This window comes from Kosakonia sp. Marseille-Q7440, from assembly GCF_965119485.1.
Genome location: NZ_CBCPLT010000001.1, coordinates 1,060,930 through 1,080,937, shown reverse-complemented (window position 1 = coordinate 1,080,937; position 20,008 = coordinate 1,060,930). Strand labels below are relative to the sequence as shown.

Annotated in this window: 18 protein-coding genes; 6 read left to right on the top strand and 12 right to left on the bottom strand. The window is 60.7% G+C overall.

Annotated elements, in window-relative coordinates; translation table 11 throughout:
- Window positions 1-91 precede the first annotated feature (91 nt).
- The 3 genes from ACWPW2_RS04830 to ACWPW2_RS04820 are packed head-to-tail and all read right to left on the bottom strand — an operon-like array spanning window position 92 to window position 3,668.
- On the bottom strand, window positions 92-1,156 hold the full coding sequence (locus tag ACWPW2_RS04830) for a sugar ABC transporter substrate-binding protein (protein ID WP_279792327.1): 1,065 nt from the start codon (window positions 1,154-1,156) through the stop codon (window positions 92-94).
- A gap of 18 nt (window positions 1,157-1,174) precedes the next feature.
- The gene (locus ACWPW2_RS04825; RefSeq protein ID WP_023479978.1) at window positions 1,175-2,170 is read right to left on the bottom strand and encodes an ABC transporter permease; all 996 of its coding nucleotides are present in this window, start codon (window positions 2,168-2,170) and stop codon (window positions 1,175-1,177) included.
- Window positions 2,163-3,668 (bottom strand): sugar ABC transporter ATP-binding protein, encoded by a 1,506-nt coding sequence (locus ACWPW2_RS04820; RefSeq protein ID WP_454121778.1) that lies wholly within the window; start codon window positions 3,666-3,668, stop codon window positions 2,163-2,165. The genes ACWPW2_RS04825 and ACWPW2_RS04820 overlap by 8 nt, the downstream gene beginning before the upstream one ends.
- A gap of 162 nt (window positions 3,669-3,830) precedes the next feature.
- Here ACWPW2_RS04820 and ACWPW2_RS04815 point away from each other — a divergent pair, with 162 nt between their 5' ends.
- Complete coding sequence (locus ACWPW2_RS04815; protein ID WP_454121777.1) at window positions 3,831-4,919, top strand: oxidoreductase; 1,089 nt, start codon at window positions 3,831-3,833, stop codon at window positions 4,917-4,919.
- Window positions 4,920-5,475: 556 nt separating this feature from the next.
- Here the strand turns inward: ACWPW2_RS04815 and ACWPW2_RS04810 are convergent.
- Window positions 5,476-6,069, bottom strand: coding sequence for a TetR/AcrR family transcriptional regulator (locus tag ACWPW2_RS04810; protein WP_312122915.1), 594 nt, complete (start codon window positions 6,067-6,069; stop codon window positions 5,476-5,478).
- A 107-nt stretch (window positions 6,070-6,176) separates the two neighbouring features.
- Between ACWPW2_RS04810 and ACWPW2_RS04805 the strand changes: the two genes are divergently transcribed.
- Window positions 6,177-6,920, top strand: a complete 744-nt coding sequence (locus tag ACWPW2_RS04805; protein WP_454121776.1) for a 3-oxoacyl-ACP reductase family protein — start codon at window positions 6,177-6,179, stop codon at window positions 6,918-6,920.
- Window positions 6,921-6,964: 44 nt separating this feature from the next.
- Here the strand turns inward: ACWPW2_RS04805 and ACWPW2_RS04800 are convergent, their stop codons facing one another.
- The 7 genes from ACWPW2_RS04800 to entC form a co-directional block, all read right to left on the bottom strand.
- The gene (locus ACWPW2_RS04800) at window positions 6,965-7,162 is read right to left on the bottom strand and encodes a YbdD/YjiX family protein (protein WP_000460621.1); all 198 of its coding nucleotides are present in this window, start codon (window positions 7,160-7,162) and stop codon (window positions 6,965-6,967) included.
- A 14-nt stretch (window positions 7,163-7,176) separates the two neighbouring features.
- Complete coding sequence (gene cstA, locus ACWPW2_RS04795) at window positions 7,177-9,282, bottom strand: pyruvate/proton symporter CstA (RefSeq protein WP_454121775.1); 2,106 nt, start codon at window positions 9,280-9,282, stop codon at window positions 7,177-7,179.
- A 165-nt stretch (window positions 9,283-9,447) separates the two neighbouring features.
- Window positions 9,448-9,861 carry a proofreading thioesterase EntH gene (entH, locus tag ACWPW2_RS04790; RefSeq protein WP_124969240.1) on the bottom strand — a complete coding sequence of 138 codons (414 nt, stop codon included), beginning with the start codon at window positions 9,859-9,861 and terminating at the stop codon, window positions 9,448-9,450.
- Complete coding sequence (entA, locus tag ACWPW2_RS04785; protein WP_076769525.1) at window positions 9,861-10,616, bottom strand: 2,3-dihydro-2,3-dihydroxybenzoate dehydrogenase EntA; 756 nt, start codon at window positions 10,614-10,616, stop codon at window positions 9,861-9,863. The genes entH and entA overlap by 1 nt, the downstream gene beginning before the upstream one ends.
- Complete coding sequence (locus tag ACWPW2_RS04780; protein WP_454121774.1) at window positions 10,616-11,467, bottom strand: isochorismatase family protein; 852 nt, start codon at window positions 11,465-11,467, stop codon at window positions 10,616-10,618. The genes entA and ACWPW2_RS04780 overlap by 1 nt, the downstream gene beginning before the upstream one ends.
- A 10-nt stretch (window positions 11,468-11,477) precedes the next feature.
- Window positions 11,478-13,076, bottom strand: a complete 1,599-nt coding sequence (entE, locus tag ACWPW2_RS04775) for a (2,3-dihydroxybenzoyl)adenylate synthase EntE (RefSeq protein ID WP_454121773.1) — start codon at window positions 13,074-13,076, stop codon at window positions 11,478-11,480.
- 9 nt (window positions 13,077-13,085) lie between these two features.
- Window positions 13,086-14,261, bottom strand: a complete 1,176-nt coding sequence (gene entC, locus ACWPW2_RS04770) for an isochorismate synthase EntC (RefSeq protein WP_312122933.1) — start codon at window positions 14,259-14,261, stop codon at window positions 13,086-13,088.
- Window positions 14,262-14,485: 224 nt separating this feature from the next.
- On the opposite strand from entC, the gene fepB reads away from it, so the two are divergent.
- The gene (gene fepB, locus ACWPW2_RS04765) at window positions 14,486-15,406 is read left to right on the top strand and encodes a Fe2+-enterobactin ABC transporter substrate-binding protein (RefSeq protein WP_454123585.1); all 921 of its coding nucleotides are present in this window, start codon (window positions 14,486-14,488) and stop codon (window positions 15,404-15,406) included.
- A 228-nt stretch (window positions 15,407-15,634) separates the two neighbouring features.
- Here fepB and entS read toward each other — a convergent pair whose 3' ends face one another.
- A complete protein-coding gene (entS, locus tag ACWPW2_RS04760; protein ID WP_454121772.1) occupies window positions 15,635-16,870 on the bottom strand; it encodes an enterobactin transporter EntS in 1,236 nt (411 codons plus the stop codon).
- A 112-nt stretch (window positions 16,871-16,982) separates the two neighbouring features.
- Between entS and fepD the strand changes: the two genes are divergently transcribed.
- From fepD to fepC, 3 genes are read left to right on the top strand one after another with little or no spacing between them, the layout of a single operon-like run.
- Window positions 16,983-17,987 (top strand): Fe(3+)-siderophore ABC transporter permease, encoded by a 1,005-nt coding sequence (gene fepD, locus ACWPW2_RS04755; protein ID WP_454121771.1) that lies wholly within the window; start codon window positions 16,983-16,985, stop codon window positions 17,985-17,987.
- A complete protein-coding gene (fepG, locus tag ACWPW2_RS04750; protein WP_454121770.1) occupies window positions 17,984-18,976 on the top strand; it encodes an iron-enterobactin ABC transporter permease in 993 nt (330 codons plus the stop codon). The genes fepD and fepG overlap by 4 nt, the downstream gene beginning before the upstream one ends.
- The gene (gene fepC, locus ACWPW2_RS04745; RefSeq protein WP_454121769.1) at window positions 18,973-19,770 is read left to right on the top strand and encodes an iron-enterobactin ABC transporter ATP-binding protein; all 798 of its coding nucleotides are present in this window, start codon (window positions 18,973-18,975) and stop codon (window positions 19,768-19,770) included. The genes fepG and fepC overlap by 4 nt, the downstream gene beginning before the upstream one ends.
- The last annotated feature ends 238 nt before the right edge of the window (window positions 19,771-20,008 follow it).

Sequence of the window (20,008 nt, the reverse complement as noted above, 5' to 3'; positions counted from 1 at the left end):
GACGTGATACGCCCTTGTAGGCCGGATAAGCGCCAGCGCCATCCGGCAATCAATGCCGCACCGGCCGACAAAACCGGCTCGCGTTGCAAAACTACTTATTCTTCGCTTCCAGCGTCGCAAACCACGGCGCAATAAAATCCTGCGTCTGGCCCCAGCCGGGAATGATTTTGCCGAGCGACGCCACATTCACCGCGCCAGGCTGGCTGGCGAGCAGCGCCTGCGGAATGGCGGCGGCTTTAAAATCGTAGGTCGCAGGCGTCGGTTCACCGGCAATCTTATTGGCGATCAGGCGCACGTTGGTGGCACCAATCAATTTCGGATCCACCGCCACGCTCACCTTCCACGGGCTGCCCGCTTCGCGCATCAGTTGCAGATCCTGGTTTGAGACATCAATGCTGTAGAGCTTGATCTCGGTGCGGCCATTCTCTTTCAGCGCTTTATAGGCCCCCTGGCTGAAGGCATCCCAGGTGCCCCAGATGGCATCAATCTGCCCTTTCGGGTATTTCGCCAGCACCGCGCCCACTTTATTAGCCGTGTCGCCCTGCACATCGGATGAAACGGCACCAATCGACTCCAGCTCTTTAATACCCGGATTTGCTTTCAGCAGTTCCGCATAAGCCGCCTGGCGGCGCTCCATCGGCGGGAAACCGGCGACCCACAGCTTGATAATGTTGGCTTTGCCGTTGAAATCTTTCACCAGCTCACCGAAGGAGAGTTTGGTCAGCGAGGCGTCATCCTGCTGCGTCACGGTAACGCCGGGAATTTCGCCCTTAACGGCGGTATCAAACACCGCCACTTTGATCCCGGCGGCGACCGCTTTTTTGATCAGATCCGTCGAGTAGGGATCGCGCCCCTGCGAAAGGATAATGCCGTCATACTTCTGGCTGATCGCCTGGTTAACGAAGTCCTGGAATTTGGCGTCATCACCGTTGCTTAAAAAGGTGCTGATCTTAAAGCCAAGTTTTTTACCCTGCTGCAAAGCACCGGCGACAAACTGGGTGGTGTTGTCATCAGAGCCGAGGTTGCGGATCAGCGCAATGCGCACCGGGCCGTTATGGTTGGCGATGGCATCCGGAACCGGCGCAGGTGTGGCGGCGTGGCCCGGCAGGGCGTTGAGTAATCCCAGCGCCAGCAGTGAAAGTGCTATTTTTTTCATCTCTGTTTCCCCTGAAAGTTAACGACGCTGGAAGTAAGTCAACGCAAGAGCACCGGCCAGCACCAGCCCCTTAATAATGTCCATGGCGTAATAGGGCACCGACAGCATCACCAGCCCGTTAGAGAGCACGCCGAGGATCACCGCCCCGACCAGCGTGCCGAGCGCGTTCGGCTTCCCCGAGCCCGCCAGCGAGAAGCCGATCCACGCCGCAGCGACCGCATCCATCAAATACCCGCCGCCCGCATTCACCTGCGAGGAGCCAATGCGCGAGGCGAGCAGAATCCCGCCCAGCCCCGCCAGCAGCGAGGCAATGACATAAGCCGCCACTTTGTAGCGCGTAGTGCGAATGCCGGAAAGACGCGCCGCTTCCGGGTTGCCGCCAATGGCGTACATCCGGCGGCCGTGGGTAGTCAACGAGAGGCCAAGCTGTGCCACCACGGTAACCACCAGCATAATGATGACGATGGTCGGCACCTGGCCGAGCAGCGAAAACGCCGCCGGAATGGTGCCTTCCGCCATATCACCGCTCGGCAGCACCATGTTTTCGGTAATCGATCCGCCGTAGCTGTAGGTCATCGCCACACCCTGAATAACAAACAGGCTGCCGAGCGTCGCCAGCATGTCGGGAATGCGCAGCACCACAATCAGAAAGGCGTTAAACAGGCCGACCAGCGTACAGAGCGCCAGCGTCACAAGGATCGCCTCCGTCGTGTCAAAGCCGTGCCAGACAAAGAGTGAAATCACCAGCGCGTTGGCCAATGACGCGGTGGAACCGACGGAGAGATCAAACCCGCCAATGGTCAGCGAGATCGACACACCAACGGCAATCACCGTGACGATGGCGATCGAGCGCAGGATATTGATGATGTTATTGGGATCGAGGAAGTTGTCCGAGGCGATGCCAAAAATAGCCACCAGCGCCACCACGGTGAGCAACATGCCCCACTTATAAAGGAAATCGAAAAATTGCTGCCGCGGGGATGCCGCCGCACTGACTGAAAGGGCCTTACTCACGGGCCGTTCCTCCGGTGGAATAGTAAAGGAGTGTCTCTTCGCGGGCATCCTCGCCCTGCACTTCTGCCACAATGCGCCCATCCCACAGCACACAAATCCGGTCGCACAAACCCACCAGCTCGGCGAATTCACCCGACGCGTAAATCACGCCTTTGCCCTCGCGCGCCAGCCCGTCGATCAGCTGGAAGAGGTCGGTTTTCGCCTTCACATCGACGCCTTTGGTCGGCTCGTCAAAAATCACCACGTTCGCCTGGCCGCGCAGCCACTTGCCAATCGCCACCTTCTGCTGATTGCCGCCGGAGAGGCGGCGCAGCATCTGGCCTGGGCCGCTGGCGCGCACGCCAACGCGGGCAATTACCTCTTGCGCCCAGCGCCACGCCTGGTGATGGGCAAAGATCCCCCAGCGCGAAAAGGTGCGATCGGCGCTGACGGCGAGGTTCATGCTGACCGGCTCATCGATAAAGATCCCCTCTTTGCGCCGCTCTTCCGGCACCAGCGCCATGCCGCGCGTCACCGAATCGGCCGGATCGCGCGGACGCCACGGCTGATGGTTTAGCTCGCCGCGCGTAACACGGCTTTTACTCGCACCAAACAGGGCTTTGCACAGCTCGGTTTTGCCCGCGCCCGCCAGACCGGCGATGCCAAGGATTTCGCCTTTGCGCAGCCGCAGCGAGATATTTTTCAGCAGCCCCTCGTCATGCAGGCCATCAATGCTGAGCAGCAGTTCGTCGCTGTGCGGCGGGCGCGCGGGCGGGTAGATATCGCTCAGTTCATGGCCGAGCATTTTCTCAACAATCTCTTCGCCGCTGAGCGTCGTCATCGGCCCGGACTCCACCAGCCTGCCGTCGCGCAGCACCGTCAGGGTGTCGCAAATCGCCTTCACCTCATGAATGCGATGGGAGATAAACACCACGCCGATCCCCTGCTGTTGCAGGCGTCTGACCACCGCAAACAGGCGCTCGCTTTCATGCTGATCGAGCGGCGCGGTTGGCTCGTCGAGGATCAAAAAACGGCAGTGATGGGAGAGCGCCCGCGCCAGCAAGATGTGCTGTTTTTCCGCCAGCGTGCAGCTGTCGATGGCGCGGGTGACGTCAAACTCTACATCGAGCTGTGCCAGCGCTTCGCGCGCCTGGCGGCGGATCTCACCCCAGCGAAAGCGGTGCCCGCCCTCGGCCAGCTTATCCAGCATGATGTTCTCAGCGATGCTCAGCCCCGGCACCAGCGCAACGTCCACCTCCTGCTGCACCAGGTGAATGCCGAGCTGTTTCGCATCGCGCGGGGAGCGGATCGACACCACCTGATGGTTAATGGCGATCTCCCCTTCGTAATGGTCATAGGTGCCGCACAGCACCGCCATCAGGGTCGATTTGCCTGCGCCATTTGCGCCGGTTAAGGCATGGACTGAACCGCCCCGTAAGGTGAGGTCGACATTCGACAGAGCGTTGAAGCCGCCAAAGGCGAGGCGCATGCCACGCATTTCGAGGAGGTTGCTTCCCATAGCGCGTGAATACCTGCGATTAATAGATTGATTTAGCGAATTTTTCACAGCCTCGCTTGACTGGCAACGACAGAAAAGGCATAAGTTAAAGCGAAATAATATTAGCCATCCGGATGTCCAGACATAACATCGGGTTAGCGATCACCTTTAAGGACACCTCATATGAGCAGCACCGATATCCGCGTTGTACCCGGCCCCGCCAACTACTACTCCCACCCAGGCAGCCTTGCGCGGCTGGAGGATTTTTACTCCGCTGAGCAGCTTTCACGCGCGGTATGGATCTACGGCGAGCGCGCCTTTGCTGCCGCAAAACCGTTTCTGCCACAAGGGGTTAACGCACCTGGCGCCACGCATCTGCTGTTTAAAGGGCATTGCAGCGAGCATGATGTGGCGGAGCTGGCTCAGCAGGCGGGTGCGGATCGCAGCGTGGTGATCGGCGTTGGCGGCGGTGCACTGCTGGATACGGCAAAAGCGGTGGCGCGCCGGCTCGGCTTGCCGGTGGTGGCGATCCCGACCATTGCCGCTACCTGCGCGGCGTGGACGCCGCTGTCGGTCTGGTATAACGATGCCGGTCAGGCGCTCCATTTTGAGATCTTTGATGACGCTAACTTCCTGGTGCTGGTCGAGCCGCAGATCATCCTTGATGCCCCGGTGGAGTACCTGCTGGCGGGCATCGGCGATACGCTGGCGAAGTGGTATGAAGCGGTGGTTCTGGCACCGCAGCCGGAAAACTTACCGCTGACGGTGCGCCTGGGTATTAACAACGCGCTGGCGATCCGCGATGTATTGCTGGAGAGCAGCGAAGCGGCGCTGGCCGATCAACAGCGCGGGGAAGTAACGCAGGCGTTTCGCGATGTGGTGGATGCAATTATCGCCGGTGGCGGCATGGTCGGCGGGCTTGGCGAGCGCTATACCCGCGTGGCGGCGGCGCATGCGGTGCATAACGGGCTGACGGTGCTGCCGCAGACGGAGAAGTTCCTCCACGGCACGAAAGTCGCCTACGGCATTCTGGTGCAGAGCGCCCTGCTCGGCCAGGACGACGTGCTGGCGCAGCTTGTGGCTGCCTATCAGCGTTTCAACCTGCCGACTACGCTTGCAGAGCTGGAGGTGGATATTCATAACCGCGCCGAACTGGATAAGGTGATCGCCCATACCCTGCGCCCGGTGGAGTCGATCCATGCTCTGCCGGTGGCTGTCACCGCCGACAAGCTCTATGCGGCGTTTGAGAAGGTGGAGACCTTCGCGCGGTAAATTACAAACGCGCCATCCGGCACTCTTTTCGCGGCACCATTGCCGGATGGCGGCGATGCCTTATCCGGCCTACAAAAACGGAACCCGCTGAAACGGCGTAGGCCGGATAAGCGGTACGCGCCATCCGGCGTGGCATGTTGGATTAGTGGAATTATTCCGTTCACCAGAGGTTCTGGAGTTCCATTAATCTCATAGGCGGTGAACGGGACAAGGGAAGCGGCCGCGCTCCCCTTGTCAATCCCCGCGGCCCCGCGAGGAAATCGGTGCTGCGCACTGCGCTCACCTCCCGCGCGCCTGACTGCGGCCGGCTCGACTCGACATCCTGTCTCGGTTCGCCTCTGTCCGCCATCCATGGCGTCCAGACCTTGTCATTCACGCTCCGGTTCGCCGATTTCAGCGGGGGTCAACACCACCGCTGTAAGATGGACGTCCAATGAAAAACAGTCGTTGCTGGAACCGCGTAGGCCGGATAAGGCGAAGCCGCCATCCGGCAATGTTGCCGCTGATAAAATGCCGGATGGCGCTCACGCTTATCCGGCCTACAAACCACCGGTATTTATTCCTTCGGCCACAGCCCCATCGCCATGCGGGCGATGCCGAGCAGCGTTTCGCGGCTGGCACCGTCGCGGGCCTGGATCGACATCCCCTGCTGGATGCTGGTGTAAAGCCGGGTTAGCGCATCAATATCAGTATCGGCAGGCAGTTCGCCCTGCGCTTGTGCCTGCGCCAGACGCGCTTTCAGTAATGCCATCCCGCCGTTGCGCATAGCCTGCACGCGTTGACCAAGGCGATCGTTACCTTCGCTGGCGACAGCGGAGAGCGTCACCATGCAGCCGTGCGGCAGATCGCAGCGCGTCAGCATGTCGGCTGAGCGTTCAAGCCAGCTTGCGACAGCGCGTTTTGGCGAGGGCTCCTGCTCCATATCGCCCCAAATCAGCGGCGCAACGCACTGCTCGTAGTGCTGCAACACCTCATCGTAGAGGTTCTCTTTACTACCGAACGCCGCATAGAGGCTCGGCGACTTAATGCCCATCGCCTCATAGAGATCGCTCATCGAGGTGGCGGTATACCCCTTGCGCCAGAAGAGCAACATCGCCTTGTTCAGCGCTTCTGTTCGATCAAACTCGCGCGGTCTTCCCCGGCTCATCATCAGCTCCTCACATTTTGTGCTGATCGGTATATTAATAATATTGACGAATAGATGGAAGCCTGATTATTTTAATTATGTATCAATCGACACATAATCCAGGAGTCATCATGTCATATTCACTGTCAGGTAAACGCGCGCTGGTCACTGGCGCCAGTCGGGGTCTCGGCAAAGCCATCGCTTTAACGCTGGCGCGCGCCGGGGCGGATGTCGCCATCACCTATGAAAAATCGGCACAGAAAGCCGAAGCGGTTGCTGAAGAGATCCGTGCGCTTGGGCGCAACGGCGTCGCTATTCAGGCCGACAGCGGCGATCCGCAGGCGGCACAGGCCTCCGTTGCACAGGCGGTTTCACAGCTGGGCGGGCTGGATATTCTGGTCAATAACGCCGGGATTGCGCGCGGCGGGCCGCTGGAGTCGATGTCGCAGGCGGATATCGACGCGCTGATTAACGTCAATATTCGCGGCGTGGCCTATACCACCCAGGCGGCGCTGGCGCACCTGCCGGATGGCGCGCGCATTATTAACATCGGCAGCAGTCTCTCCGACCGGGTGCCGTTTAAAGGCGTCACGATTTATTCGATGACCAAATCAGCGCTCAACTCCCTGACACGCGGTCTGGCGCGGGATCTGGGCGCGCGCGGCATCACGGTGAATATGGTGAAACCCGGCTCGACGGACAGCGATATGAACCCGGCAGATGGCGAGCAGGCAGACGAGCAGCGCAGTTTTACCGCGTTAGGCCACTACGGCGAGCCGCAGGATATTGCCGAAGCGGTGGCGTTTCTTGCCAGCCCGGCGGCGAAGCACATCACCGGCGCGGATATCGTGGTGGATGGCGGGACCAACGCCTGATTAGAGGCAAAAAAAAGGCGGCACATTGTGCCGCCTTTTTAGCGTTAACAGCAGCGTGCGCCGCCTTTGCCGCCGTAGCGCGCATCCTGGCGCTCGCGGAAAAACTCCTCGTAGGTCATCGGCGTCTGGTCCGGATGAGTGACGCGCATATGCTCAACGTAGTTGTCATAATCCGGCACGCCAATCATCATCTTTGCCGCCTGGCCTAAGTATTTGCCCGCTTTTGAGAGCGTATCGAACATATCTGCTCCTTCGCTTAATGCGCGTTTTTGGCGCGCGCCACAACCTGATCAACGTTGTCCGGCATCGCTTCGTAAGGCGTCTCTTGCGCCGTTGGGTGATCCGCTTTCAGCGCCGCCAGCGCGGTCTTCAGCGAGTAGAAAGCGAGTACCACCACCACAACCATAAAGAAGAGCGTTAACCCGGCATCGAGACGGTTGTTAAACACCAGCTGCGCCAGCTGTGACTGGGTATACTGCGCCGGAATATTGCCGCTGTCGATCATCGCCTGGAACTTATTGGCAATCGCCAGGAAGCCCACTTTGTTGTCCGGACTGAAGGTCTTCTGCCAGCCGGCGGTCAGCGTACAGATCAGCAGCCAGGCCGTTGGCACTAACGCCACCCACGCGTAGCGCTGGCGCTTCATCTTGAACAGCACCACCGCGCAGAGCATCAGCGCCATGCCTGCCAGCATCTGGTTGGCGATACCAAACAGCGGCCACAGCGTATTGATACCGCCCAGCGGATCGACCACTCCCTGATGCAGGAAGTAGCCCCAAGCCAGCACGCAGAGCGCGGTGGCAAGCAGGTTAGCGGGCAGCGATTCGGTGCGTTTCAGCGTCGGGGAGATGACCCCCAGCAGATCCTGCAACATAAAGCGCGCCGCGCGGGTTCCGGCATCCACCGCCGTCAGAATAAACAGCGCCTCAAACAGAATCGCAAAGTGATACCAGAAGGAGACATCCATCAGGCCGCCGAGCGCGCCGTGCAGAATATAGGCCATGCCGACCGCCAGCGTCGGTGCCCCGCCCGCCCGCGAGATGATCGACTGCTCGCCCACTTCATCGGCAATCTGCTGCAGCGCATCCGGCGTAATGGTAAAGCCCCAGTTGCTCACCACCTGTGCCGCCGAGGCGACCACATCAGTAGTGCCCGCCGGTGCCAGCACCGCCATCGGGCTGTTCATCGCAAAGTAGACGCCCGGATCGATAATGCACGCCGAGACCAGCGCCATGATCGCCACAAACGACTCCATCAACATGCCGCCGTAGCCGATAAAGCAGGCCTGCCCTTCGCTGGCGAGCATCTTCGGTGTAGTGCCGGAGGAAATCAGCGCGTGGAAGCCGGAGACCGCGCCGCAGGCGATGGTGATAAAGAGGAACGGGAAGAGATTACCGGTCCACACCGGGCCGGTGCCATCGACAAACTTGGTCAGCGCGGGCATTGTCAGCGTCGGGCGCATAATCAGGATGCCAATCGCCAGGCCAATAATGGTGCCGATTTTCAGGAAGGTGGAGAGGTAGTCGCGCGGAGCCAGCAGCAGCCACACCGGCAGCACCGAGGCGACAAAACCATAACCGACCAGCATCCAGGTGAGCTGCACGCCGGTGAAATCAAACCACGGTGCCCAGGTCGGGCTTTCCGCGACCCAGCCGCCGGAGATAATGGCGAACACCAGCAGCACCAGTCCAATCACCGACACTTCGCCAATGCGCCCCGGGCGCAGGTAGCGAATATAGATGCCCATAAACACCGCCAGCGGAATGGTAAACGCCACGGTATAGGTGCCCCACGGGCTGTGGGTCAGCGCTTTGACGACAATCATCGCCAGCACCGCGAGGATAATCACCATGATCATAAAGGTCGCCACCAGCGCGATCACGCCGACGGTTGGCCCCATCTCTGCCTTCACCATCTCGCCAAGGGAGCGCCCGTCGCGGCGGGTGGAGATAAACAGCACCATAAAATCCTGCACCGCACCGGCTAACACCACACCGGCGAGGATCCAGATCATGCCGGGCAGATAACCCATCTGCGCCGCCAGCACCGGGCCAACCAGCGGGCCTGCGCCTGCAATCGCTGCAAAATGGTGGCCGAACAGCACTTTTTTGTCTGTCGGTACATAGTCGAGGCCATCGTTGTAGCGCACCGCCGGGGTCATGCGCGTCGGGTCAACCTGCAGCACATTTTTGGCGATATAGAGGCCATAAAAACGGTAAGCAATGAGGTAAATACAGACGGCTGCGACCACGATCCAGAGTGCGTTGATCGGTTCGCCGCGATTCAGAGCGATATAGCCGAGGGCAAACGCGCCAACAAGCGAGAGCGCGCCCCAAACAAGGTATTTCCCTGGGTTGTTCATAGCGGTTATCCGTTTGAGAGACAGAGAGATGTTACATTTTGTTTCTATATCAACTCAAAGAACTTAACAACTTTGAAACACAGGAAAGGCGGCCTGCCGCACGGCATTTCGCTGATTGTGTTAACGGGATCGCAAGAATGCCCTCCTGAGCCGGAGGGCGAAGGGTTAGCCGAGCACCGCAGTACTGAGACGACAGGTTGCGCAGCGCCGCCCCTGCTCATCAAACACCACGATCTCCCAGCTCTGATTCTGGCGGCCAAGGTGCAGCGGCTGGCAAACGCCGCGCACTTTGCCGTGCGCCACCGCGCGGTGATGGGTGGCGTTCAGCTCGGTACCGACCACGCACTGACCGTCGCTGGTCATCATAAAACCGGCCATCGAACCGAGGGTTTCCGCCAGCGCCGCCGATGCACCGCCGTGCAGCAGGCCAAACGGCTGATGCGTGCGGCTATCGACCGGCATCTCCGCTTCGAGAAAATCATCCCCAATGCGGGTGTAGGTAATCGCCAGATGTTCAATCAGGGTGTTATCGCTGGTGGCATTCAGCGCCTCCAGCGTTAAGTGACGTTTCCAGATCATCACGCCCCCAGCGTCGAGCCGCCATCCACCACAATATCCTGCAATGTGATGTGGCTGGCGAGATCGGAGGCGAGGAACAAAATGGTGTTCGCTACCTCCTGCGGACGGGCGATTTTCCCCAGTGGAATACCGAGCTTAAACTGCTCGCCAAAGCCGCGAATGCGCTGCTGCTCCGCATCGTCGCTGACCCACAGCGTGCGCTGCATATCGGTATCCGTCGAACCCGGCGAGACGATATTGCAGCGCACATGGCTGGCGGCCAGTTCAAGACCGACGGTCAGGGCGAGGCTTTTCAGCGCCGCTTTCGAGGCGCCATAAGCACTCATGCCGATGCGCGGCGTGTGGGCGGCGTCAGAGCAGACGGTGACAATCGCTCCGCGCTGCTGGCGGCGAAAGTGCGCCATCGTCTGGCGAAAAAGGTTAAAGGCACCGCCGACGTTAACAGTGAACGTCTGCTGCCACTCTTTGTCAGAAAGCGCATCCGTTGCGCCCATATGCAAAATGCCCGCGGCATTGACCAGCACATCCAGCGGCGCGTTGTTTGCCAGCAGGCGCTCGCTGACGGCGGCGACCTGCGCGGCGTCGGCGATATCCAGCGTTTCACAGGCAAACGGATAGTGCTCGCCGTTAAAGGCGAGATCGAAGCCGGTCACCTGCGCGCCCGCCTCAACGAAGGCGAGCGCGGTGGCATAGCCGATCCCCTTCCCTGCCCCGCTCACCCAGACGCTGCGTCCGCTGAAATCGAGGCTCGCCATCACTGCACCCCGCGCGCGAGCAGCGCCCACCAGGCATCGATGGTTGGTTTTTTCGCCAGCATGACAAAATCGATATCGCCATGCACTTTGCGCCAGCGGGCGGCGAGCGCCATCATGCGCACCGAATCGAGGCCGTAATCAATCAGGTTTTCGTCATCCAGCGGCTCGTCAGACTCATCCAGCAGCGGCAGGATGATTTCACGCAGCGCCGCTTTACTTGCCGGCAGCGGCAGCAGCTCTTGCGTCAGCACCACGCGACCGGAACGCCCGGCGACATAGTTGAGCGACATTAAGTGCTCTTCGCGGCTGAAATCCGCCAGCGCGTCGGCCACCATAAACGGCTTGATATCGCGCATAAAGGCGTCGGTGGCGGTGGTCATACAGCCGATATGCGAATAGACGCCGGTGATCAGCAGCTGGTTGCGGCCGGTCTCTTTCAGCATCTGCTCCAGCGGCGAGCGGTGAAACGCGCTGTAGCGCCACTTCACCAGCACGGTGTCGGCCTCGTCCGGTGCCAGTTCGCTGACGATCTGCTGCTGCTCCGGCGAGCGAGTCAGGCCCGGCCCCCACATGTCGTTCAGCAGCGCGCGATCTTCATCGCTCTGCTCTTTCGGCTGCGCGGTGTAGTAGACCGGAATATTGTGCTGTTTGCAGAAGTGACGCAGCGCGGCGATGTTCGCCACCACTTGCTGCATCATCGGACAGTTATCGCCCCAGAAATTAATAAAATAGTCCTGCATATCATGGATCAACAGCGCCGCACGGGCGGGCTCAAACGACCAGTTCACTTTGTTGTCCGGGATATCAGCCGCTGCGGGCAGCGCGTAGCCCTGTAGTTTTGGGATTGCCATCTTCTCTCCTTTACGCCGGGGTGCGTTGTGCTAACCACTGGCGTAACTGTTTCTTGTCAACTTTTCCTACCGGTGTCAGCGGCAGCGCTTCAAGGCACTCGACGCGATCCGGCAGCTTAAATTCCGCCACACCCTGCTCGCGCAAAAAGCGGCGGATCGCCACCGCGCGCAGCGGGGTTTTCACCACCAGGTACGCGCAGCTCTTCTCGCCGAGCAGGCTGTCCTCCATGCTGACGAGCGCAGCGTGGATCACCGCGTCGTGGCGCAGCAGCAGGTTTTCGATCTCCTCGGCGGCAATCTTCTCGCCGCCGCGGTTGATCTGATCTTTTTCCCGCCCCTGCACGGTGATGTAGCCCTGCTCATCAATAGCGATGAGATCGCCCGAGCAGTAAAAACCCTCAGCATCAAAGGCGCTGGCGTTGTGTTGCGGGCTGTTGAAGTAGCCGCGGAACGTATACGGCCCGCGCGTCATCAGGCGTCCGGTCTGGCCTGCGGGCAGCGGATTGCCATTCTCATCGGCGACCCACACTTCATCATCCGGCGACATCGGGCGGCCCTGGGTGTTGATGATGCGCTCCAGCGGATCGTCGAGGCGGGTGTAGTTCACCAGCCCTTCTGCCATGCCGAACACCTGCTGGAGCTGACAGCCAATCTCCGCCGGAATACGCGCGGCAAGCGTCGCTGAGAGCCGCGCGCCGCCCACTTGCAGCAGCTTCAGCGAGGCAAGCTGGGCATTGCTGCCCCACTCGGCTATCGCCTGTAACCAGAGGCTGACCGCCGGGGGCACCAGCGCGGTGACGTTAATCTGATGTTTTTCAATCAGCGGGAAACAGAGCGTGGCGCTAGGATCGCTCGCCAGCACCACACACCCGCCAGCCAGGAAGACGCCGAGCGCGCCGGGCGAACTTAACGGGTAGTTGTGCGCCGCCGGTAAGGCGCAGAGGTAGCGGGTCTGCGCCGTGAAATGGCAAATCTCATTACTGCGCACAATGCTGTAGAGATAGTCATTGTGCGTGCGCGGGATCAGCTTTGGCGTGCCGGTGCTGCCGCCGGAGAGCTGGAAGAAAGCCACTTCATCCGCCGGGGTTGGCGCAGCGGTAAAGTTATCTGCCGGGCGGGCAATCGCCTGCTCCAGCGACTCACCGCGCAGCAAAATAGCGCGCAGTGACGGCTGATCGTTTTCCAGCGCGCGGAGGAAAGCGTCATCGGCAAACAGCCCGTGGGCGCGATCGGCAATCAGCAGCACAGGTTTGATCTGCGCCGCATAAGCATTAAGTTCGCTGCGCTGATGGCTGAAGAGCGCATTCACCGGCGCGACGCCGATTTTCAGCAGGGCGAAAAAGGTGATGTAAAACTCGGCGACATTGCCTAGTTGCACCAGCGCGGTATCGCCGTGCGCAATGCCCATCGACTGTAATGCGCAGGCGAGGTTGTCCGAGGCGGCATTCAGCTGGCGGTAGCTCAGCTCGCGATCGCCGTCGATCACCGCAACGGCTTCGCTGGCAGAATGGCGCGCCAGAATGTCGCTCAGCGGCAGATCCTGCCAGTAGCCCTTTTCACGGTAACGATGGGCAAACTCTTGCGGCCAGCGGCTAAAAGGAATGGTCACTGTGGCTCCTTAATGCAAACCGAAGGCGTTCAGCATGGTGGTCAGTTTGACGCCGGTTTCGCGCCACTCAGCCAGCGGCGACGAGGCGGGGACAATCCCGGCTCCGGCAAACAGGCGCACGTTGTTGTCGCGGATGCGCGCGCAGCGGATGGTGACCACCCACTCGCCGTTTCCTTCCGCATCGCACCAGCCGACAATGCCGCCGAAGAGTTCGCGGTTAAACGGCTCAAGTTCGGCGATGATTTTCTTCGCAATCTGGTGCGGGAAGCCGCTCAGCGCGGGTGTCGGATGGAGCAGGCAGGCGAGCGTCAGGGCGTTTTCACCCTCTTTTGCCGTGCCCTCAATCGGCGTTGCCAGGTGCCATAGCGTCGGCGTATTCACCAGCTGCGGCGACGACGGCAGGGTCAACATGCGGCTGCGCGGTTGCAGCACTTTTTTCATCGCCTGGGTCACCAGTTCGTGTTCATGGCGATCTTTTTCTGAGGCCAGCAGTTTGTTGCCCGCTTCACGATCGAGCATGTCATCAGGCTGACGGCGCGCCGAACCGGCCAGCGGCAGAGAGCTGAAGTGATCGCCCTCTTTGCGCAGCAGCAGCTCGGGGCTTGCGCCCAGCAGCGCGCCGCCATCGGGCAGCGGAACGTGGAAGTTGAAACTGGCAGGGTTCTGCGCAATTAAGCGCTCAAGCAGCACGCCGCTGTCGACCGGGCGGTCAGTTGCGATCTCAATCAGACGTGAGAGCACCACTTTGTCCACTTCCGGCGTCGCGGTACGCGCGGAGGCATTCGCCACCATTGCCATAAACAGATCCTGCTCGGGCACCGCTGTCTGCGCTTTCACATTCGGCATCGCGCCGCTGTTGAAGTAGCGCGCAGCGCGCTGTTTTTCCGGGCGGGAGAAGCTCTGCCAGCGTTGAGGGATAAAGAGCGCCGAAGGCTGCGTGGTATCAAACGGGATAGCGCCGACCATAATCGGCCGCGCGATGCCCTGCGCTTTGGCATCGGCAAACGCCTGCGCCAGTTTTTGCTGGAAAGCGCTGTCTGGCGCATCGCCCCCCGCTGCCGGCTCTGAGAAACGCGCAACACACCCCGACGTGGTGAAACTGCGGTACGGCGACATAAAGAAAAATTGATCGGCGGCCAGTGTCGTTGCAGACAGCTGGATCTCTTCAGCCAATGACGTATCCATATCATCCTCCGGCAATGATAAATGTATTAAGAATGATTATCATTTTTGTTTGGTGCAGTAAGATAAAAAGTTATTGCCGGTGATGTCAACAGCAGAATCTCCTCTCACACTGCCACAACTTGCATCCATGACGCGCAACGATGAAAATGAGAAGCATTAACTTCAACAGAAACAGGACTCACGTTGTGAATTTTCTTAGCTGGTGTCGTAAACACGCTTTTTTAGTGGGCGTTTTCGTTTTAGGACTTAACTCAGCCTGCGCCGCCGACTGGCCGCGCCAGGTGACCGACAACCGCGGCGTGCATCAGCTTGCCAGCGCGCCGCAGCGCATTGTTTCCACGAGCGTTACCCTCACCGGCTCGCTGCTGGCGATTGATGCGCCAGTGGTCGCCAGCGGCGCAACGACACCAAACAACCGTTTTGCTGACGATCAGGGCTTTTTGCGCCAGTGGGGCGAGATTGCCAAACAGCGCAACGTCGCGCGTCTCTACATCGGCGAAGCCAATGCCGAAGCGGTTGCCGCGCAGATGCCGGATCTGATTTTGATCAGCGCCACCGGCGGCGACTCCGCGCTGGCGCTCTACGATCAGCTCTCGACCATCGCGCCGACGCTAATCATCAATTACGACGATAAAAGCTGGCAGGCGCTGCTTACCCAGCTTGGCGAGATCACCGGCCACGAGAAGCAGGCCGCCGCGCGCATTACTGAATTCAACCAGCAGCTTGCAGCAGCAAAAGCGCACATGAAACTGCCGCCGCAGCCGGTGAGCGCGCTGGTTTATACGCCCGCCGCGCACAGCGCGAATCTCTGGACCCGCGACTCTGCGCAGGGCCAGTTAATGCAGCAACTCGGTTTTACCCTCGCCCCGCTGCCGGCAGGCATTCAGGCGAGCCAGAGCCAGGGTAAGCGCCATGACATCGTGCAACTCGGCGGTGAAAACCTGGCTGCCGGGCTGAATGGCGAAGCGCTGTTCCTCTTCGCCGGCGATCAAAAAGAGGCCGACGCCCTGAGCGCTAATCCGCTGCTGGCGCACCTTCCCGCGGTACGCAATAAGCGGGTTTATGCGCTGGGTGCCGAGACCTTCCGGCTTGATTACTACAGCGCAACCCGCGTGTTGCAGCGCTTGTCCGCGCTGTTTGGTTGAGGGGTTGGCGCAAGCCTTATTGCCGGATGGCGCTAACGCTTATCCGGCCTACAAAAATCCTCACCATTGCCGGATGGCGCTGACGCTTATCCGGCCTACAAAAACCCCGGTATTGCCGGATAAGGGTCGTGACTTATCCGGCCTGTGAAGGCATCCCGTTTGCAGTCAAGGGGTGATCAGATCGCCGTAACGCTGAGGCTCCGGTGACGCTAACGCCACCGGAGAATTTTATGCGCCGGACTGAACCTGTCGGAAACGGCGTAGTTCGCCGAGTATGAGAACCAGCACTAATCCCACTATCGCTAACGCCAGCCCGCTGAAGCTCGCCGAGGCAGCGGGCGTCAGCATCGATCCCATTGCGCCCAACAGCGCCGCGCCGATGGCGTCGCCGGTGACGTTTTGCGCCGTCCATAAGCCGTTAATGCGCCCGAGCATCGCTTCCGGGGTCTGGGTTTGCAGCAGGGTGTATTGCAGCAGCGAACTCACCGCCGTCAGCCAGCCACAGAGCGCGAGAAAGAGCACGCCGAGCGGCCAGACGGGCATCAGGCTAAAGAGCGCAATGGCGATAAACGCGCCGACGCTGGTCAGCAGCATAATGATGCCGGGCCGCTCGCTGTGCGCCAGCCTGCCGCTGGTCAATGCACCGATGGCTGCACCGAACGGCAGTGCGGCGTAGAGCACACCAATTTCCGCCGCCGACATCTGCCAGCTCATCGCCAGCGCCGGGTAGAGCACGCGCACGGCGCTGGCCATCGTCAGCAGGCCGCCGAGCAGCGCAATGCCGCCAACTAACGGGTTACGCAACAGAAAGTGCAGCGCGGTGGCGAGGGATTTAAGCGGGTGTTCGCGCGGTTGCGGCGGCGGCGGGAGGGAGGGCAGCGTCAGCAGCGGCAACAGGGTGATAAAGGTGCCCGCCGCCGCCAGACCGTAGTTCCACGCCACGCCGCCGGAGGCCAGCAGCAGGCCGCCGACCATCGGCGAAATCACCGAACCGATGCGCACGGTGAGCATGGTGATCGCCCCCGCCTGCATCAGATTTTCCCGCCCGACCAGCGCAGGCGTTGCCGCCAACAAAGCCGTCACGCCGAGCGCGCCGAAAAAGCCATCCCACACGCCAAGCAGATAGATCGCCGGGAGCGATGGCGCGGGTAACAGTGCATTGAGAAAGAGGCCGATAAAGCCGATACCGCAGGTGGATCGCGCGAGCAAAATCAGCTTTTTACGTTCAAAGCGATCCGCCAGCACGCCGCCGAGCATCAGGCCAACAAACATCGCGCCGCCGGTCAGCGTGACCGCGAGCCCGACCTGCCAGCTGGAGTGGGTCATCGCCTGGATCTGCACCGGCACAGCCACGCCCAGTAAGCCCAGCGATAAGATTGAGATAAAACGCGCGAGGAAAACGGCGCGATAAGCCGGATGTGTACGCAGCAGGCTGAGATTCAGCAGCCAGGAGTGTTGCTTCATTACAAGACCTTGTATTCCATACTTTCTGTGTCCAATCTCAGGCTGCGCATGGTAACATAACAAAACAGGATCGATAACGATAATTACTATCATTATCAAAATTGGGATTTTTATGCCGTTTTCTGCTTCCCCGGCGCGCGTATTGGTTCTCGTCGGGCTATTGATACTGCTTATATTTGCTGCGGCACTGAGCCTGTTTATTGGCGCAAAACCGATGCCTGCCGCGGTCATCTCCGACGCCCTCTTTGGCGCTTGCCACAGCGCAGATTGCACCATCATTCGCGATGCGCGCCTGCCGCGCACGCTGGCAGGCTTACTCGCCGGCGGCGCGCTCGGCCTTGCCGGTGCGCTGATGCAAACCCTGACGCGCAACCCGCTGGCCGATCCGGGTCTTTTAGGCGTCAATGCGGGCGCCAGTTTCGCCATTGTGCTCGGCGCCGCGCTGCTGGGCGCGACCACGCCAACGGAGCAGCTGCTGCTCGCCTTTTGCGGCGCATTTGCCGCCTCGCTGCTGGTGGCGTTTACCGGCAGCCAGGGCGGTGGTCAGCTTAGCCCGGTGCGCTTAACACTCGCGGGCGTGGCGCTCACCGCCGTGCTCGATGGTCTCTCCAGCGGCATTTCGCTGCTCAATGCTGATGTCTACGATCAGCTGCGTTTCTGGCAGGCTGGTTCCCTTGATATTCGTACGCTGGCAACCCTGCGCGTAGTGCTGATCCCAGTGCTGCTGGCAGCGGGCGCTGCCTTGATGTTGAGCCGCGCACTTAACAGCCTGAGCCTCGGCAGTGAAACGGCGACGGCGCTCGGCAGCAAAGTGGCACGCACCCAGCTGCTGGGTCTGCTGGCGATAACCGTGCTCTGCGGCAGCGCCACGGCGGTCGTCGGGCCAATTGCCTTTATCGGTCTGATGATGCCCCACCTGGCGCGCGGGCTGGTTGGGGCCGATCACCGCTGGTCGCTCCCCGTCACGCTGATTGCCACCCCTGCTCTGCTGCTGTTTGCCGATATCATTGGTCGCGTGATTGTGCCGGGCGAACTGCGCGTTTCGGTAGTGAGCGCCTTTATCGGCGCACCGATGCTGATCCTGCTGGTGCGCCGCGCGCGCGGAGGCGGCTTATGATCGCCCCCTCCCGCCGTTTAGTGGCAAGCTGCCTGCTGACGGTTATCGCCGCCCTGCTGCTCGCAGCCTGGGGGTTACGCAGCGGTACGGTGATGCTCACCTTTACGCAGGTATTTGACGCGCTAAGCGGTGCGGCGCCGCGCGCAATGCAGCTGGTGGTGATGGAGTGGCGCTTGCCGCGAGTGTTGATGGCGCTGGTGGTTGGCGCAGCGCTTGGCGTCAGCGGCGCGATTTTCCAGTCGCTGATGCGTAACCCGCTCGGCAGCCCGGATGTCATGGGCTTTAACACCGGAGCCTGGAGCGGCGTGCTGGTGGCGATGGTGCTGTTTGGCCAGCATCTGACGGCGATTGCGCTGGCGGCGATGGCGGGCGGCATCCTTACCTCGCTGCTGGTGTGGCTGCTGGCCTGGCGCAACGGTATTGAAACCTTCCGCCTGATTATTGTCGGCATTGGCGTACGCGCGATGCTGGTGGCCTTCAACACCTGGCTGCTGCTGAAAGCGTCGCTTGAAACGGCGCTCTCCGCCGGGTTGTGGAACGCCGGATCGCTCAATGGCCTGACGTGGGCGAAAACGCTGCCGTCGGTGCCGATTATGCTGGCGATGTTTGTCTGCGCTGCGTTACTGGCACGGCGCATGCGGCTGCTGGAGATGGGCGACGACAGCGCCTGCGCACTGGGCGTCAACGTTGAACGCTCGCGTTTGCTGCTGATGCTGGTGGCGGTGGCGTTGACCGCAGCCGCCACGGCGCTTGCCGGGCCGATCTCCTTTATCGCACTGGTGGCCCCGCATATTGCCCGCCGCCTGAGCGGCACGGCGCGCTGGGGGTTAACCCAGTCGGCACTCTGCGGCGCGCTGCTATTGCTACTGGCGGATATGATCGCCCAGCGCGGCTTTACGCCTTACCAGCTACCGGTTGGCGTGGTCACCGTCAGCCTCGGCGGTATTTACCTTATCGCCTTGTTAATTCAGGAGTCCCGCAAGAAATGAGCGTCTTATCCCCCCGTTTGCGCGGCGAAGCGTTAACCCTTGGCTACGGCAAAAAAGTGATTGCCGAGCAGCTGAGCGTCGCCATTCCTGATGGTCATTTCACCGCCATCATCGGCCCGAATGGGTGCGGCAAGTCGACCCTTTTACGCACCCTCAGCCGCCTGATGACGCCGAGCGAAGGGCATGTCTACCTTGATGGCGAGCAGATCCAGCGTTTTGCCAGCAAAGAGGTGGCGCGCCGCATTGGTCTGCTGGCGCAAAACGCCACCACGCCTGGCGATATTACGGTGCAGGAGCTGGTGGCGCGCGGGCGTTACCCCCATCAGCCGCTCTTTACCCGCTGGCGCAAAGAGGATGACGAGGCGGTGAAGCGGGCGATGAAAGCCACCGGTGTGGAGAGCCTGGCGCAGCAGAGTGTCGATACGCTCTCCGGCGGTCAGCGTCAGCGAGCGTGGATCGCGATGGTGCTGGCGCAGGAGACGGCGATTATGCTGCTTGACGAGCCGACTACCTGGCTTGATATCAGTTATCAAATCGATCTGCTGGAGCTGCTCAGCGAGCTGAACCGCGAGCAGGGGTATACGCTGGCGGCGGTGCTGCATGATTTGAATCAGGCATGCCGTTACGCGACCCATTTGATTGCGTTGCGCGACGGGAAGATTGTGGCGCAGGGTGCGCCGAAAGAGATCGTCACCGCCGGGTTGATCGAGGAGGTGTATGGACTGCGCTGCATGATCATTGACGATCCGGTGGCGCATACACCTTTGGTGGTGCCGCTGGGGCGCAGCGGTTGAACGTTGTTGGCAAATCCCATTGCCGGATAAACGTTTATGCGCCATCCGACATGATCCCCCAGAAAACAGAGCCACTGAAACCGCGTAGGCCGGATAAGGCGAAGCCGCCATCCGGCATTATCACCGCGGCACCGATTGCCGGATGGCGCGTTACACGCTTATCCGGCCTACGCGGTTCCAGCAACAGCTATTTTTCATTCAGCCCCCATCTTGCAGCGACGGTGTTTACCCCCGCTGA